Source organism: Chromobacterium sp. FG22 (genome assembly GCF_057809415.1).
Window position 1 is genome coordinate 13,581 of record NZ_JBMDJX010000034.1, and the last position, 15,628, is coordinate 29,208.

8 protein-coding genes are annotated in these 15,628 nt (G+C 59.7%); all 8 read right to left on the bottom strand.

Annotated features, from left to right (window positions below):
* Window position 1: 1 nt before the first annotated feature.
* The 8 genes from ACODSD_RS22230 to gyrB all read right to left on the bottom strand — a co-directional run bounded on the left by ACODSD_RS22230 (window position 2) and on the right by gyrB (window position 15,522).
* Entirely contained in the window at window positions 2-1,234 is a 1,233-nt protein-coding gene (locus ACODSD_RS22230; RefSeq protein ID WP_488878354.1) for a VRR-NUC domain-containing protein, read from the bottom strand.
* A gap of 5 nt (window positions 1,235-1,239) precedes the next feature.
* Window positions 1,240-4,083, bottom strand: a complete 2,844-nt coding sequence (locus tag ACODSD_RS22235; protein ID WP_488878355.1) for a type VI secretion system Vgr family protein — start codon at window positions 4,081-4,083, stop codon at window positions 1,240-1,242.
* A 274-nt stretch (window positions 4,084-4,357) separates the two neighbouring features.
* Window positions 4,358-5,074, bottom strand: coding sequence for a M48 family metallopeptidase (locus tag ACODSD_RS22240; protein WP_488878356.1), 717 nt, complete (start codon window positions 5,072-5,074; stop codon window positions 4,358-4,360).
* Entirely contained in the window at window positions 5,074-8,187 is a 3,114-nt protein-coding gene (locus ACODSD_RS22245) for a type I restriction endonuclease subunit R (RefSeq protein WP_488878357.1), read from the bottom strand. Before ACODSD_RS22245 ends, ACODSD_RS22240 begins: the two co-directional genes overlap by 1 nt.
* Before the next feature lie 34 nt (window positions 8,188-8,221).
* Entirely contained in the window at window positions 8,222-9,169 is a 948-nt protein-coding gene (locus ACODSD_RS22250) for an endonuclease NucS domain-containing protein (RefSeq protein ID WP_488878358.1), read from the bottom strand.
* Complete coding sequence (locus ACODSD_RS22255; protein WP_488878359.1) at window positions 9,166-10,473, bottom strand: restriction endonuclease subunit S; 1,308 nt, start codon at window positions 10,471-10,473, stop codon at window positions 9,166-9,168. Before ACODSD_RS22255 ends, ACODSD_RS22250 begins: the two co-directional genes overlap by 4 nt.
* Complete coding sequence (locus ACODSD_RS22260; RefSeq protein ID WP_488878360.1) at window positions 10,464-12,905, bottom strand: type I restriction-modification system subunit M; 2,442 nt, start codon at window positions 12,903-12,905, stop codon at window positions 10,464-10,466. The genes ACODSD_RS22255 and ACODSD_RS22260 overlap by 10 nt, the downstream gene beginning before the upstream one ends.
* A 226-nt stretch (window positions 12,906-13,131) precedes the next feature.
* The gene (gyrB, locus tag ACODSD_RS22265; protein ID WP_488878361.1) at window positions 13,132-15,522 is read right to left on the bottom strand and encodes a DNA topoisomerase (ATP-hydrolyzing) subunit B; all 2,391 of its coding nucleotides are present in this window, start codon (window positions 15,520-15,522) and stop codon (window positions 13,132-13,134) included.
* Window positions 15,523-15,628: the final 106 nt, after the last annotated feature.

A 15,628-nucleotide genomic window follows, 5' to 3' on the forward strand; every position in this document is an offset into this window, starting at 1 on the left:
ATCAAGAAGCGGCGGCCATGGCGCCACCGCCCAACATGACTGCAACCGCGGCCCAGGCGGCCGCCCCCATTTCCACCAGCGCGGCCAATGCCGCCACCAGCCATCCCCCCAGCACAAACACCACCACCACCCCGGCGATAACCACCGCGACGGCAAGCAAGCCCTTGCCAATGTCCAACAACACTTGAGTCCAGTCTATCTGGCGCAAGGTTTCCAGGGTCAGATCGGTCACGCGCTGAATCTCCGCCCAGGCCGCGCGTAATTGCGCACTGGTCCAACTGGCAATGCGCTGCCCCTGCTCATTGACGAAGTGCCAGGTATCGTTGGCCTTGTCTTGCAGCCAGTGACCGGCGGTGAACAACCAGGGCGCATGCTGCTTCAGCTCCGCCTGCACCTTGGCCGAAAGCTGGCCAACGGCCTGACGTAAGTTTTTGGCCAATGCCTTGCCGTCTTCCGCCAAGCTATGCACCAACTGCTTGGCGTCATCCAGCCACTCTTCATAAAAGGCGGGATCAGGCAAAGGCTTGGGGCCATATATTGGCACCCGCCGGTTCTCGCCGCGCGGTATTCCATCCGCCCTGGGCGCGAACACGGGCGCCGGCTTCTTCACCGGCTCGGTCTGCCTCCGCTTCTCACCCGGCGGGATCACATGTAATAGCGTAAAACGATCCAAACCTCCCGCTATCTGTTGATAAGCCTCAGCTTGCTCCCTGTGCAAACTGTCGCCCGGAAACTTGATCTCGACCACCCGGTGCAGATTGTCCCCATGCGGAACGCCATCATGATCCTTTGTCGCTCTTCCGGGCCAGCGTACCGCCTTGTCCTTCACAATGATCAGGTCTGGACGACGCAAGAAATTCTTGCGCAGGCCTTTAGGAAAAGGGGTTAACGAGTGGCGGCGGTTGGGCTTGCGGCCTTCCGTAGTACTAAGAAAAGGCTTTGGCACCCCTCTACTACTTGAAGGCATATCGAAACTGACTTCCGCCTTGTAGTACCACAGGTATTCATACCGCATCTCATCAGCGCGGATTTCTGCGCTCATCACCGCTTGCCGCGCATGGATGGTGAAGTTCTTTCCCAGCTTGCTGACCCCAATACGCACATCGGGCACTCTAACCGCGGCCTCGGCCTTGGGTTGCAGATAGGGCTTGTTTTTCTCAGAGGGCAGCTTGGCATACTGCTGATCTTCTTCCAGCCGCGTAAGGCCGTTACCGACTATTTGGGTAGAGGTCATGCGGATCATCCTTGCGGGGCGTCATTGCGCATCTCGAGTTCCAACTCGTGCTGGCCGCCGCCGGCCAAGTGCAATGTCTCGGTTTTGGCTGGCGCGGGCTCCAATACCTGCAACTTCATGCCTTCCGGCTGCCGGCTCATGGCGGTCAGCGTCCAGCCATCCTTATCGCTATACCCGCTGAGAGTGCGGCCGCCGGCCTGCTGAATGGAGTAAGCCCGGCCAACCAGCGGCGCGCCGGTTTTCTGGTCCTGCAACTGGAAACGGCCACTGTAAACCTGGCCGAAGGTGGGCATTCTGTAGTTCAGGCTGGCCGGCCCGCTCAATACATGGCTGCTGCCCTTGATGCTGACCGTGCCCGGGCAGTGCACTTCGATATCCCCGCCTTTGAGGCGGATATAGCCGCCGCCGCTGGTCAGCAGAATCTCGTCCTTGGCCGCAATGATGATGCGTTCCTTGCAGGAGGTGATGGTGACGTCCTTGTCCGCCGTCAGCTCAATACTGTCGCTTTGCGCCTGTAGCTGAATCTTGCCCTTGGCGGCTATCCACTTCATCGCCACCTGATCCGCCACGCCGGCCACGAACAGGCTGATGTGCTTGCCTACGTTATGAATCCAGCGCCGGCCGCTGCTTTGATTGGCGTCGCGCTGCGCCACCAGATTGAGATGGGTTTCCGCGGCCAGGGTCTGGCTTTGCCCGGACAGGCTGGCAATGCCGGCCGGCGCGGACAACACCAGCAAGGCTTGCTGGCCGGCCTGTTCCTTGGCGGTTTTGCTGTCTGGATCGGTATTGCTGCCGGCCTCCCAGGCCTCCAGCGCCTGCAACTGGTGCAGCACATGGCCTTGTTCCCGTTTGCCGCTGCTGACGTTGTCGTCGCCAATGCCGTCCGGCCCGGTTTCCATGGTGTCGGCCTGCTGCGTGGTGGCGGTTTCGGCCAGCGCCTGGCTCAGGGCCACCGCCGCTTGTAGCTGGCTGCCGGCCTGCTCCCGCGCCAGCTGCTTGCCCGCGCCTCCGCCTTGCGCCTCCGTGGACAGCAGCAGGCCGTGGGCGGCGCGGATGGCGCCATGCTGGTCCGTCCGCAGCTCAAAACCGTCGCCGCGCGGCTGGGCCTGGCCATTGCTGCGCGGATGGGTGAGGAAGCCTTGGTTGAGCTGGGTCTTGCCCGCCTCGCTGGACAGCTTGGCACGCACCTCTCCGGGGGTGTCGTCGAACAGCAGCTCGTTATAGCCGCCGCCCTGGTGCTCTTTGGATTTGATGCCGGACAGCGTCTTATTGGCCGGCAGACTGCCGGCGCCGCTGAAGTCCGGCGCGGGATGGCTGCCGTTGTAGACCACGGCCTTGACCACCGGGCGATCAATATCGCCTTCGATAAAGTCCACCAGCACTTCCTGACCGATGCGCGGCAGGAACTGATGACCCCAGCCGGCGCCGGCGGACGGCATCGCCACCCGCACCCAGCAGGAGGATTTGTCGTCCATGCCCGCGCCGATGCCTGGATGCTCTTCCGGGCGCTGCCAATGGAACTGAATCTTGATGCGGCCGTGTTCGTCGGTATGCACTTCTCCGGGGCTCTCCGCCCCGGCATCGCCGCTGGCCGGCCCCACCACGGTGGCGGTTTGCACGCCCAGGCTGGTGGGCTTGGCGTGAGCGGTGCCGGCATAAGCCGGCGTCAGCGGAATGCCGCGGCGCTGAGCCTGGATGGCGGCGCTAAACGGCGCGGCGTCCGCCTCCGTGCCCAAGTGCTGCGCCAGATCCCGCGGCAGATTGTTGCGCGCCTGAAAGCGCTGGCCGGTGACAACAAACTGGCGTTTCTCCTCCGCGTCGTCCTCATGCGCGGGGTGGTCGTCCAGGCGGAACCACTCCCCCGGCAACAGGCCGCGCACCGCGCCGCTGCCGCTGAAGGTCTTGGCCTGCAAATCGTTAGCCTGCTGCCGCAGTACGGCGTAGCGGCCCAGCTGCTCCTCATCCCCGGCGTAATACAGGCCCGGCGCATCGTAATGGCCCAGGCTGCTTTGCAAGGCCTGACCAAACTGGCCCTGCTCCACCCGGCTGGTTTCCCGGCCTTGCTGGGTGAGCACCGGCTTGTAATCGTAACTGGCCAGCGCGCTGGCGCCGGGGACAATCTGGCGCGCGGCCTCCCAGCCCGTCAGGCCATCCTCTTCCTCGGTGGCGTCGCTGCGGTGGAAGCGCACCCGCTGCAGCGGAGAAGCCGGCAAGGCGTGGGCATCGTCAAAAATGGAAAGCTCCACCCGCGGCCCGTCCGCCTCCAAGTGGCGGAAACGCCAGGCGTAACCCTCTTCATGCAAGAGGCGGACGATGAAATCGTAATCGCTCTCGCGGTATTGCAGCGCATAGCTGCGCGGCGTGGCCGGCTTGAGCTGCAAGACCAGCGTTTGCACGCGGGCGAAGATGGGGTTGGCTTGCTGATGTTCACTGAGGATTTGTTTGACGATGTCCGGCACGGACAGGTCTTGGAATACCCGGGAAGTCCTGCGATGGCGCAGCAAGGCGAACGGCGCTTCCACGACCAGTTGATAGCGGGCAAAGCCGCCGTCCGACCCCGCCAAACTGGCCTGACTGACCACGCCGCAACGGATCGCCTCGCCCCCCTCCGCGCCCTGAATGCCAATGCGGGCCGGCTGGCCCAACAGCGTCTTCAGCGGGATATTGCCATCCGGCGACAGGCAGGTCAGCGTATAGCGATAAGGCAGGGAAACCCCCTCCTCGCCCTCCAGGCTGAGCGGCAGCAGCTGTTCCGCGGCGAACTGCCCCTCCCCAAACTGCAAGGTCAACATCCGGTTGTCTTGGCCAAAGGCGGAAGCAAAGCTGGCCAACAGTGCATTCAGGTCCATCGGCATTCCAAACGAAAACACCGCCAAGCGGCGGTATGACATTGAAAATAAGCCTGAAATTTTATGAAGTTAGGAAGACAGTCACAAGCCGGCGTGGTCCGGCAGCGCGTTCTATTGGACTAAAGGACAGGTTTGGGGGGTGGGGGAATGCTGGGTAGCTTGGAGGGCTGGGGGCGGTCATGGCGGGGTGGCAGGTCGCACTCACTGGCTATGGGGGAATATGGAAACGCCGTAGCGAGCTACGGCATCACCTCTCTGATTGCCATTGGGTGTATCAGTAATGCCAGTCCTCGTGCCTGACCGGAAGATTATTGAGTTGTACCCTCAGGTGTTGCCAATGTGGCAGGTACTGATCCATCAGCCTGACAAAGCGTTCGTTGTGGGTTGGCTCCAGCAAATGCACCAGCTCATGTACAACGATGTATTCCAGGCACTCCGGCGGCTTCTTGGCCAAGTCGGTGTTGAGGCGGATGTAGCCTGAGGCAGGCGTACAGCTGCCCCACTTGGTTTTCATGCGTTGAACAAATACCTTGTTTGCCCTCACCCCAAGCAAAGACTCCCATTTGACCAGCAGAGGCGGCACTGCGTCGCGCACCTGCTGTCTGTACCAGCAATCCAGCACCTCTTCAAACTTGACCTGATCGGCTCCAGACCGAACCTGCAGTTGTAACTTTCGAGGCGTCAAACTGATCGCCGGCGCAGCATCAACAAAACGGATTTCCAACAGATAGCGCTTGCCCCATAAATAGTGGCTTTCCTTGTTCAGGAACTCGCGCGGTGTTTCCCGCACCTGTGTTTGCAGCTTGCGCTGCTGCGACTTGATCCAAGCTAGTTTGGAGATGACGAATAGGCGAATGGTTTCCAGCGGCGCGCTTTGCGGCGCGGCCACGCGCACTTTTCCATCCGGCGGCAACACGCTCAAATGAACATGCTTGATCGCTTTACGCACCACCTCGACATGCAACTCCCCCAGATCCAGCACATCGCGCATCAATATTCCTTGTGTGCGAAAACGATTTGGAACAAGCGCTCCACCTCTTGCTCATCTTTCAACACATCAAACATCACCTGTTTAACCATGCGCTCCTTGGCCATCACTCCGCGCCAACCATCTGGCCGCCTGGTCTTGATGGCACTATCCAGCATCAAAGCCATATCCAATACCTGGGTCATATCACCAGAAGGGACTCTGGTTTGCAGTGCCGCATTCTGCGCGATATAGCCCTTCAGATTGTTGTACAGCGCCTGCTGACCGGATGTTTTCAGCTGCGCTGGCGTGTCTTCTGCTTTGCCAATGCTGACCTGCTTGGCGATATCAGCAATCCGCGCCAGATAGTCCTCATACTCGATTGCGCGCTCCTTGCGCAGGCGGATGATTTCATCCAGCAGCGCCGACATCTTGGCGAAATAAGCCGGATCGGTCAGCTGTTCTTTGAGGATCTTGCTACGAACATTGTTCTCGATGGTTTCCGCAACGGCGTCCCTATTCCCTTTCATCTCCCCCAGCTGCTCGACTATCGCGTCGGCAATGCCGGTCTTAACGATAAGATCCAGCAAGCTGACGCCATCAAATGGGGAAATCTTGCGCGGCGCTTGGGCTTCAATGTAAGTATCGATCAAGTGACGCATGTCTGCCTCGAACGGCTTCAAGTCCAACGTCTCGCCTGCCGCCTTGCGAATGATTTCGCGTAGATTCAGGTAGTGCCTTTGCAGGTGTTTGATCTGCTCAATCTGCTCTAGCGTATAGCCCGCAGCATCTAGCTCGTCGGCTAAATTGGCATAGGCGCGCACCAAAGCCACCACCGCCTTGTACAGCTCTATCCGGTATGGCTCGCGTGCCTTCAGGTCTTCTGGAATTTCGGTATTGCCGCAAAAGTAACGGATATGCTCCAGGTCACCCTTGGGCGGCTCTACCGGTTCGCACAGCAGCGCCAAGACCTCAACCGCGCCGTCTAGCCGCTCGCGACCGGTATCCAGGCGGTTTCTCATCATCACTTGCGAGTCCCCCTCGCCCTCGCTTTGATCCAGTTCCGAGGTGTAGACGGCGATCGCCTTCTCAACTTTCTTGAACAGGTTCTTGTAATCGACGATGTAGCCGAACTCCTTATCCTCGCCATCCAGCCGGTTGGTGCGGCAAATCGCCTGGAACAGGCCATGGTCCTGCATAGACTTGTCGAGGTAAAGATAGGTGCAAGGCGGCGCGTCAAAACCTGTCAGCAGCTTGTCCACCACGATCAGCAACTTCATCTGGGATGGCATCTTGATGAAACGGTCTTTCACATCTTGTTCGTAGGTCTCGGTCTTGCTCATCCCCGGCCTGGCCACTACGTCCTTCAGCAGCTCGGTATAAGTGTGGTAGATGAACTGCTTGTCGCTCTCGGTATTGGCGCCGGTTTCTTCCTTGCTGACATCCGAAGCCTGCGGGTTATATGAAGTCACCACGGCACAGCGCCCGGCAAACCCGGTATCCCGCCCGTTAAATAGCTCGAAGTAACGGCAAGCCTCGTAAATACTGGCCGCCACCAGAATGGCGTTGCCGCGTTCATCGCTTAACCGGGGTTTGGTCGCAAAATCCAGCATGATGTCAGCCACAATACGGCCCATCCGCGCCCGGGAGCTCAGCACCCGTTGCATGGTGCCCCAGTGCGCTTTCAGCTCGTTGCGTTGCCATTCATTGAGCGCGCGAGTTTTGGCCTCAAACCAGCGATCAACAGGCTCCGCCCCCACCAACTTTTGGTCCACATCCCGCGCCTCATACACCAAATCCAGCACCACCCCGTCTTCTACCGCTTCGGCAAACTTGTAGGTGTGGATATAGCCGCCAAACACCTCCATGCTGCTGGCCTTGTCGGACTTCAACAAAGGGGTGCCGGTAAAGCCGATGAACACCGCATTGGGCATCATGGCTTTCATGATCCGGTGCAGCTTGCCGCTTTGCGTACGGTGGCACTCGTCCACAAACACATAGATCTCGCCATGGGTGGGGCTAGGTTGCGCTTCGAGGTCACGGATGAAGGCTTCGAAATCATCCACATCACGGCGACCAAACTTGTGCACCAAGGAGCACAGCAAACGCGGATTGGGTTGTGCCAGCTGCGCCATCAAGTCGCGCCCGCTCTGGCTACGCTGAATGGTTTCGCCAGCCTCCAGGAATACGCGTTCGATCTGGCGGTCCAATTCGTCTCGGTCTGTGATAATGGCCACGCGCGCCGCAGGCTTGTTTTCCAGAATCCAGCGCGCCAGCAACACCATCAAAATGCTCTTGCCGGCACCCTGGGTATGCCAGATGATGCCGCCGCGCCGCTGCTGCACATACGTCTGCGCCGCCTTGATGCCAAAATACTGGTGCACCCGCGGTAGCTTCTTGATACCGCCGTCGAACAGCACAAAGTCGTGAATTAGCTCCAGCAAACGCGGTTTGCTGCACAGCTTGCTCAGATATTTGTCCAGCTTGTAGCCCGCGCAGTCGGCTTCGTCTTCCTTCCAGGTCAGAAAGTACTTTTCCTGGGTTTCAATCGCGCCATAGCGCAGGCCTTCGGAATCATTGCCCGCCATGATCAGCTGCATGGTACTGAAAAACCACTGATTGAACTCTGGCTGCTGATTGGACAGGCACTGTCGTATCCCCTCACCCAAGCCGACACGGCTGTTCTTCAGCTCCAACACGCCCACGGCGATGCCGTTGAGATAGAGCACGATGTCCGGCCGCCGCTCGTGGCCGCCTTTCAGCGTCACCTCCTCGGCAATGGCAAAGTGGTTTTCCTGCGGCTGCTGCCAGTTCACCAGATGCACCGTCTCATTTACCTGACCGGCCTCCACCTTCACCGATACGCCGTAGCGCAGCAGCTGGTACACCGCCTGGTTGGCGGCATACAGGCTGCGACCATGCAACGATGCAGCGGAACGCAGCTTGTGCAAGGCGGCACTGATCTGCGCCGGGCTGTAAGCGCTGCTGGTGAGAAAGTCTGTCAGCAGGCCTTCCTCTATGCAGTGGTTATCCTCGCGTTCAGTCCAGTCACCCAAGTATTGGTAGCCCAGCGTATGGGTAAACAGCTCAATCACCCGGTTTTGGGTGGCGCGTTCCGGCTTGCTGACATTGCCCATCTTTTTCTCCCTGCGCGACTCTTGGCGGCTGGCGTCAGTGTTTGATCAGTTTGAAACTCACTTGGTAACGGTAAAAGCTGATGCCAGGCACGGCCAATAAGGCCCAGCGCAGTTTCTGGTCGTCGTCCAGCGCGATGATCGCGCCTTCCACCGTCTGGTGCGGCTCGGCGATCTGTTCTTTCACATAGCCCATGTAGCGCAGAATTTGCCCCACCACCACGTCGGACGCGCGTCCGCGCTTCAGCTCCACCACCAGCAGGCGCTGCCCGTCCTTGCTAACGGCCAGAATATCGATAGGGCCGGCGTCGGTAGCGTATTGCTGGCCCACCAGCTCGCCATCTTCCTCGTAAATTTTGAACTGCTGCGCCAGCTCGGTCTGCGCCCAGTTCTTCACCAGGAAGTCTTCCAGATGCTTCTCCATGGCGAAGGCCACCGGGTCTTCCACCACCGGGTCAGTCGCCACGATATTGACGCTGGTCTGGCCGAGCTGCGCGGCCAGGAACTGTTCGATCTCTTGGTAATGCTCGGTAATGGTGCTGACGGTACCGATAGAACCGGCGGAGTTGCGCAGCGCCTCGCTCATCGCTGCGCGAGCGATGGTCAGCGGCAGCCAGTTCACCCGCCGCCTATGCGGCAGTACCTGGCCCGGCGCATAGTAGTACTCGCCCTCAACCATGCCGACTCGGTATACACCCGAGCCATCCGGGCTCAACACCACGTCGCCCGGCCGCAACCCCTTGGCCACCGTCCACAACGCGCCGCAGGCCAGTCCTGCCGCGATCTTGCTTTTATCCGGGTGACCAGCCAGAAATACCGGGATGAAGTCCGCATTGAACTGTCGCCAAGCCTCGGGCAACTGGCCGCTCAGGTCTTGCGCGATGCCAAAATCAGCGCCGATGAAACTGCCGGCCAGACACTCGGCAGCATGCACACTTTGCCTGCCCAGCATTACACGGTAATAGCTTTTAACGGGTTGGCTCATGTGTTTTCAGACTCCACCAGGCGAATGTGGCCGGTTAGCAGGGCTTGCGCCATCGCCTGTTTCAGGTCACGGGCTTTGGAAAGGCGAGCTTTGACTGCGGCGATGTCGGCGTCCATGTTGGAGAGGACTTCGGCGATGGCTTCTTGCTCGGGAACATCCGGATATGAAATTGAAATGTTCAACAGAGCGCTCTTGGCAATGTTTTTCATACTGCCACTGGTCCCGGTGGCTGCATCGCCGATGCGTTTCTTGTAGGGCGTACTACTGAGTAGGTAGCCCAGCCAGCGCACACAAACACAGTCGGAAGAACGCATTCGCGTCATCCAAACTCGGTCTGGTAGATAGAGCCAGTCATAGTCACGATCAACGTACCCAACCTCGCCAACCAAGTCGGGCGTATTCATCCGGCTGATCAGTAGGGTGCCCTTACGCGGCTGAGTTGTCGCGCGGGCCAGATCCACAGGTACGATGAGCTTACATTCTGATGCATCAAACACACCACCTTTCATTGCAGAGGTCTTGACCACCGAAGGAACGCCGATACCGCCCTCGTGCATATCGGAGTTCACGCTAACGCCAGCGATCAGTTCAGCGATTACTTGGCCGAGCAGTCCGTCTCTCCAAGGTTCAGAAAACCCCGACAACCGCCGCTTACCGGTAAGCAGTTCCTGCATGGCTCCTTGCTTGATCTGGTGCTTCTTGTTTAGCAGTTGCTCCAGAGTGTCGATCAGAACATCGGCATCAGAGAGCGCACTAGCAATACTCTCCTGCTCGCTTTGTATTGAAGGGATAGCGACCTTGAAGGAACGGATATCACCAGGGCTGATGTGCGGGATCGCTGTCGTCGTCTTTACAGCATCACAGTGCGCGGTGAATCTTTCACTACAGATCCAGTGTTGCAAGTACCCAATCTCTACTTGATTGGACCGAATTCGTGCTACACGCTGAAGCAGAAGCGCTGGCACGTCCTGTTCCGTCAGTGCTCCGAAACTGCGCCCTACCAACGAACCATCCATTGCGACGACAACATCGCCCACCTTGAGTTGGTACTTCTTGATATCGCTGGTAACGTCAGGCCAATATTCAGTCAGTTCTTCTTGCCAATCAATCCGGCCGCGCTTGACGTTCGAGCCACGAAGTAGGCGTATCCCCAAACCGCGATAGCCTGCGCTCGGGAACGGGAATCCCGTAAGGATGTCTGTCACATCGCCAAGTTGACTGCATGACCAGTCACCAGGCAAATCACCCAGCTCTGTCTGCTGTTTGGCAATGAGGTAATGGGCAGTGAGGTCTTTCACTTCCATACGAACCCCATCCTCGCCAGATGCTCTGCCACCCGCGCGGCCATGTCATCCACCCGCTGCGCCAATTGAGGCAGCGTTTGTCCATAGCGTTCGGCCAACTCCTTCACGCGTTGGGTCAAGGCCTGGCTGACGCGGTCCAACTCGCCGTGCGCGGCCTGGTGCAGCGCCGCCAGCCACTTGTGGTCCACCACCAGCGCCTTTACCTCACCGGTGGTCAGCGTGGGGTAGCGGGCATAGGCTTTGGCATCCAGCGCCGCATCCAGTGTCTTGATGCGCTTTTTCAGCGCGGCGGCTTGTTCTGACAGCGCGAACCAGCGTTTCAGCACCGCCAGCTCGGCGGCGGCGTCTGCATCGTCGGCAGGTACGCGGCCGATTTCCTTGATACGGGACTTCACTTCCTTGTCGTTGATCTTGTCAAAGCCGTTGAAGGCGGCGTCCTCGCCGCTGTGTTCTTCTTCCAGCTCGGCCTGGGCGGCCTGCACGCTATCAAGATCCGCAGCCAGTTTGTCCAATTCCGCCTGCTCTGCGGCATAGTATTGCTGCACCAGCAGCGCCTTGGGCACCAGGTCGCAGGCCCAGCCTTTGTCCACGGTCTTACCGGGTTTGCCGTCCTTGCCCTTCTTGGTTTCCAGTACGCGATAGGTCTGTGCTACCCAGCCGTCCTCGGCGATCAGGTAGGCGTCGTCCTGCATGGTGGCGGCCCAGTAGTCCATCAGGTGCTGGTACACGGTATAGGGGTCGATCAGCACTTCGGCCGTCGGCTGCTGTTCGTAGTGGGCCAGCAGGCCTTCGGCCAGCTCGTGGATCAGCTCCTTGGGATGGAAACCCGGCACCAGCATTTTTAGACGCTGCGCCACAGGCGCGCGCCAGGCTTCGAAATGGCCGTTCATGGCCAGGGTGAAGGCCTGAAACTCCGGGTGCTGGTGAATGGCGGACTTGATGGCGGCAGGCGCCACGGTCAGATCCAGATAGCCGGGGCGGCGGGGCTGAAACAGCGCGGCCTGCAGCTGCGGGCACACTGCCCAGTAACGGCTCAGCGCCAGCATATCGGCCTCGGGGATGCCGCCGTTCAGGTGGGCATCGATGTCTTGCTGGTCTTCCGGGGTGCTGCTGTCGATGTAGCGCGGCAGGTTGAGGTTGAAGTCGTGACCCTCAATCTCGTCCAGACCCACCATGCGGGTGTAGCGCGGGTTGCTGTCATCCAGCGTGTTGAAGGCATCGACGATGCGGTGGATGTCGCGCTCGCGCAGGCGGTTCTTTGGGCCATCCTTCATATAGCCCTGAGAGGCATCGATCATGAAGATGCCCTTGCGCGCCGCCGCGCCGGCCTTGTCGATGACGATGATGCAGGCCGGGATGCCGGTACCGTAGAACAGGTTGGCCGGCAGACCGATGATGGCCTGGATCAGGCCGCGCCGCACCAGGCTCTTGCGGATTTCGGCTTCGGCATTGCCACGGAACAGCACGCCGTGGGGGAGAATGCACGCGCCGCGGCCGGTGCTGTTCAGCGAGCGGATGATATGCAGCAGATAGGCATAGTCGCCCTGCTTGGCAGGCGGCACGCCAAAGCCTTCGAAGCGCCCGTACTCATCCGCCTCAGGGCTGAAACCCGTGCTCCAGCGCTTGTCCGAGAACGGCGGGTTGGCCACCACGTAGTCAAAGGTTTTGAGCTGATCGCCTTTCAGGAACTTGGGATCGGCCAGGGTGTTGCCTTGTTCGATCACTGCTCCCGGGTTGTGGTGCAGAATCATATTCATGCGCGCCAGGCCGCTGGTGACTTCTTCCTTCTCCTGCCCATAGACGGTGACCTCGGTTGGCGCAGCCTCGGCCACTTTCAGCAGCAGCGAACCCGAGCCGCAGGTGGGGTCATACACCGTGGTTTCGCGGCTGGTTTGCGCCTGAGCAATGCCCAGCACCTGGGCCATCACGCGGCTGACTTCGGCCGGGGTATAAAATTGGCCCTTGCTCTTGCCGCTTTCGGTGGCGAAGTGGCGCATCAAGTATTCGTAGGCATCGCCCAGCAGGTCGTCGCCATCGGCGCGGTGCTTGGAGAAGTCCAGGTCTTTGGATTCAAATATGCCGATCAGATTACCCAGCCGTTCAACCTTCTCCTTGTCCGACCCCAACAGTGCATCGTCGTTGAAATCCGCCTTGATACGCAGACGGTTGGCATCTTCCAGCGGCTTGATGATCTTCTTGTTGATCTGGTCGCCGATATCGCTGCGGCCCTTCAGGGCCACCATGTCAGCAAAGCTGGCGCCAGTGGGGATTTGGATGGGAGCGTAAGGCTGGCCGACGTACTTGTCGCTGATATATTTGATGAATAGCATCACCAGCACGTAATCCTTGTACTGGCTGGCATCCATGCCGCCGCGCAACTCGTCGCACGAGGCCCAGAGCTTGGAATAGAGGTCAGACTTTTTGATGGCCATTGTTCGGTTCTAATTTTTTTTGGTCGTATGAAGGAGATGGCACGACCGGGTATTCAAAAAGTACAAGCATGTTTGTACTTAATAGCTGCAGGCTCTTTCTTACTTAGGCAGGCGAGTATTCGCAAAGCTCAAAAAGGCCCCCTGGTCTGGGGGCCTTTTGCTAGTGAGCAAGCAAAGAGAATCCCCAAAATCTAGATGCGCTAGACATTCGTGGGATCCTACATCCTTACACGTCGATATTCCGCGCAATCAAGGCATTGCCCTCGATGAAGTTCCGGCGCGGTTCCACTTCGTCGCCCATCAGGGTGGTGAACACGTCGTCCGCGCTCATCACGTCTTCAATGCGCACCTTCAGCAGGCGGCGCACGGTGGGGTCCATGGTGGTTTCCCACAGCTGTTCCGGGTTCATCTCGCCCAGGCCCTTATAGCGCTGGATGTTCATGCCCTTCTTCACTTCCGCCAGCAGCCAGTCCAGCGCTTCGCCAAACTCCGCCACCGGTTTCACGGTTTCGCCGCGTTTGACGTGGGCGCCTTCGCGCAGCAGGCCGCTGAGCATGTCGCCGGTTTTCTTCATTTCCGCGTAGTCGCCGGATTCCAAGAAGTCCTGGTCCATCACCGTCACCATCACGTTGCCGTGCAGTTTGCGGATGATTTTGATCAGGTGGCCGTCGTTCTTTTCATCGCGCAGCAGTTGCAGTTCGATGGCGTCCGCCGGCAGCAGCGCGCTCAGTTTGGCCAGCGCGGCGTCCGCTTCTTGCTGGCTGCTGAGGGACAGCGGGCCGGTCTTGAGCATGGCTTCCAGCACCAGCGGATCAATCACGCGGCTTTCGCGTTCAATCACGGAGCGGGTCAGCAGGAACTGGCGGGCAATTTCGCCCAGGGTGTCGCCGGACAGCGCGGCGGCGCCTTCCGCCGGGATCAGTTCGGCTTTTTCCAGCGCCAGTTGCAGCAGGAACTGGTTGAGCTCGGAGTCGTCCTTGAGGTAGCGCTCTTGCTTGCCCACTTTGGCTTTGTACAGCGGCGGCTGGGCGATGTAGATGTGGCCGCGCTCCACCAGTTCGTTCATTTGGCGGTAGAAGAAGGTGAGCAGCAGGGTGCGGATGTGGGCGCCGTCCACGTCGGCATCGGTCATGATGATGATGCGGTGGTAGCGCAGTTTGTCCGGGTTGTACTCGTCCTTGCCAATGCCGCAGCCCATGGCGGTGATCAGGGTGGCCACTTCCTGGCTTTGCAGCATTTTGTCGAAGCGGGCGCGTTCCACGTTCAGGATCTTGCCCTTCAGCGGCAGGATGGCCTGGAATTTGCGGTCGCGGCCTTGTTTGGCGGAGCCGCCGGCGGAGTCACCCTCCACCAGGTACAGTTCGCACTGGGTGGGGTCTTTTTCCTGGCAGTCCGCCAGTTTGCCGGGCAGGCCCAGGCCGTCCATGATGCCTTTGCGGCGGGTGATTTCGCGGGCCTTGCGCGCGGCTTCACGGGCGCGGGCGGCTTCCACGATCTTACCGCAGATGATCTTGGCGTCGTTGGGGTGTTCCAGCAGATAGGTTTTCAGCGCTTCGCTGATCACTTCATTGACCACCGGGCCAATTTCGCTGGAGACCAGTTTGTCCTTGGTCTGGCTGGAGAACTTGGGGTCCGGCAGTTTGACAGACAGCACGCAGGTCAAGCCTTCGCGCATGTCGTCGCCGGTGGTGTCCACCTTGGCCTTTTTGGCCACTTCGCTCTCTTCAATGTACTGGTTCAGCGTGCGGGTCATCACCTGGCGCAGCGCGGTCATATGGGTGCCGCCGTCGCGCTGGGGGATGTTGTTGGTGAAGCACTGGACGCTTTCCTGGTAGGAGTCGTTCCACTGCATCGCCACTTCCACGGTCATGCCGTCTTTTTCACCCAGGCCGTAAAACACCTTGGGGTGCAGCACGTTCTTGTTGCGGTTCATGTATTCCACGAAGCCCGCCACGCCGCCGGAGAAGGCGAAGCTTTCTTCCTTGCCGCTGCGCTTGTCTATCAGGTTGATGCCCACGCCCTGGTTCAGGAAGGACAGTTCGCGGATGCGCTTGGCCAGGATGTCGAAGTGAAACTCCACCAGGCCGAAGGTTTCTTCGCTGGCGCGGAAGGTCACTTCGGTGCCGCGGTGGTTGGTGTGGCCGGTGACGGTGAGCGGAGCCACGGCGTCGCCGCGGCGGAATTCCATTTCATGGACTTTGCCGTCGCGCCAGATTTTCAGACGCAGCCAGTCGGACAGCGCATTCACAACGGAGACGCCCACGCCGTGCAGGCCGCCGGAGATCTTGTAGCTGTTGCTGTCGAATTTGCCGCCGGCGTGCAGGATGGTCATGATCACTTCCGCCGCCGATCGCCCTTCTTCCGGGTGGATGTCGGTGGGGATGCCCCGGCCGTTGTCTTCCACGGTGATGGAGTTGTCGGGGTTGATGATGACCTTGATGGTGTCGGCATGGCCGGCCAGCGCTTCGTCAATGGCGTTGTCCAGCACTTCAAACACCATGTGGTGCAAGCCGGTGCCGTCCGAGGTGTCGCCAATATACATGCCGGGGCGTTTGCGTACCGCATCCAATCCTTTGAGGACTTTGATGCTATCCGCGCCGTATTCCTGTTCGCTCATCTGCTGCTTTCTGTATGGAGAGGGGCCGGGCGGGCCGGGAGTGACTCCTGGCGCCGCGCGGCCGGCCTCTGCCGGTCAATCTGAAAATCCGTTTGCCGGGGCGGGG

Excerpts from the sequence above, each read along its gene's own strand:
- ACODSD_RS22230 (WP_488878354.1), bottom strand. The coding sequence starts at position 1,234 with ATGACCTCTACCCAAATAGTCGGTAACGGCCTTACGCGGCTGGAAGAA.
- ACODSD_RS22235 (WP_488878355.1), bottom strand. The coding sequence starts at position 4,083 with ATGGACCTGAATGCACTGTTGGCCAGCTTTGCTTCCGCCTTTGGCCAA.
- ACODSD_RS22240 (WP_488878356.1), bottom strand. The coding sequence starts at position 5,074 with ATGCGCGATGTGCTGGATCTGGGGGAGTTGCATGTCGAGGTGGTGCGT.
- ACODSD_RS22245 (WP_488878357.1), bottom strand. The coding sequence starts at position 8,187 with ATGGGCAATGTCAGCAAGCCGGAACGCGCCACCCAAAACCGGGTGATT.
- ACODSD_RS22250 (WP_488878358.1), bottom strand. The coding sequence starts at position 9,169 with ATGAGCCAACCCGTTAAAAGCTATTACCGTGTAATGCTGGGCAGGCAA.
- ACODSD_RS22255 (WP_488878359.1), bottom strand. The coding sequence starts at position 10,473 with ATGGAAGTGAAAGACCTCACTGCCCATTACCTCATTGCCAAACAGCAG.
- ACODSD_RS22260 (WP_488878360.1), bottom strand. The coding sequence starts at position 12,905 with ATGGCCATCAAAAAGTCTGACCTCTATTCCAAGCTCTGGGCCTCGTGC.
- gyrB (WP_488878361.1), bottom strand. The coding sequence starts at position 15,522 with ATGAGCGAACAGGAATACGGCGCGGATAGCATCAAAGTCCTCAAAGGA.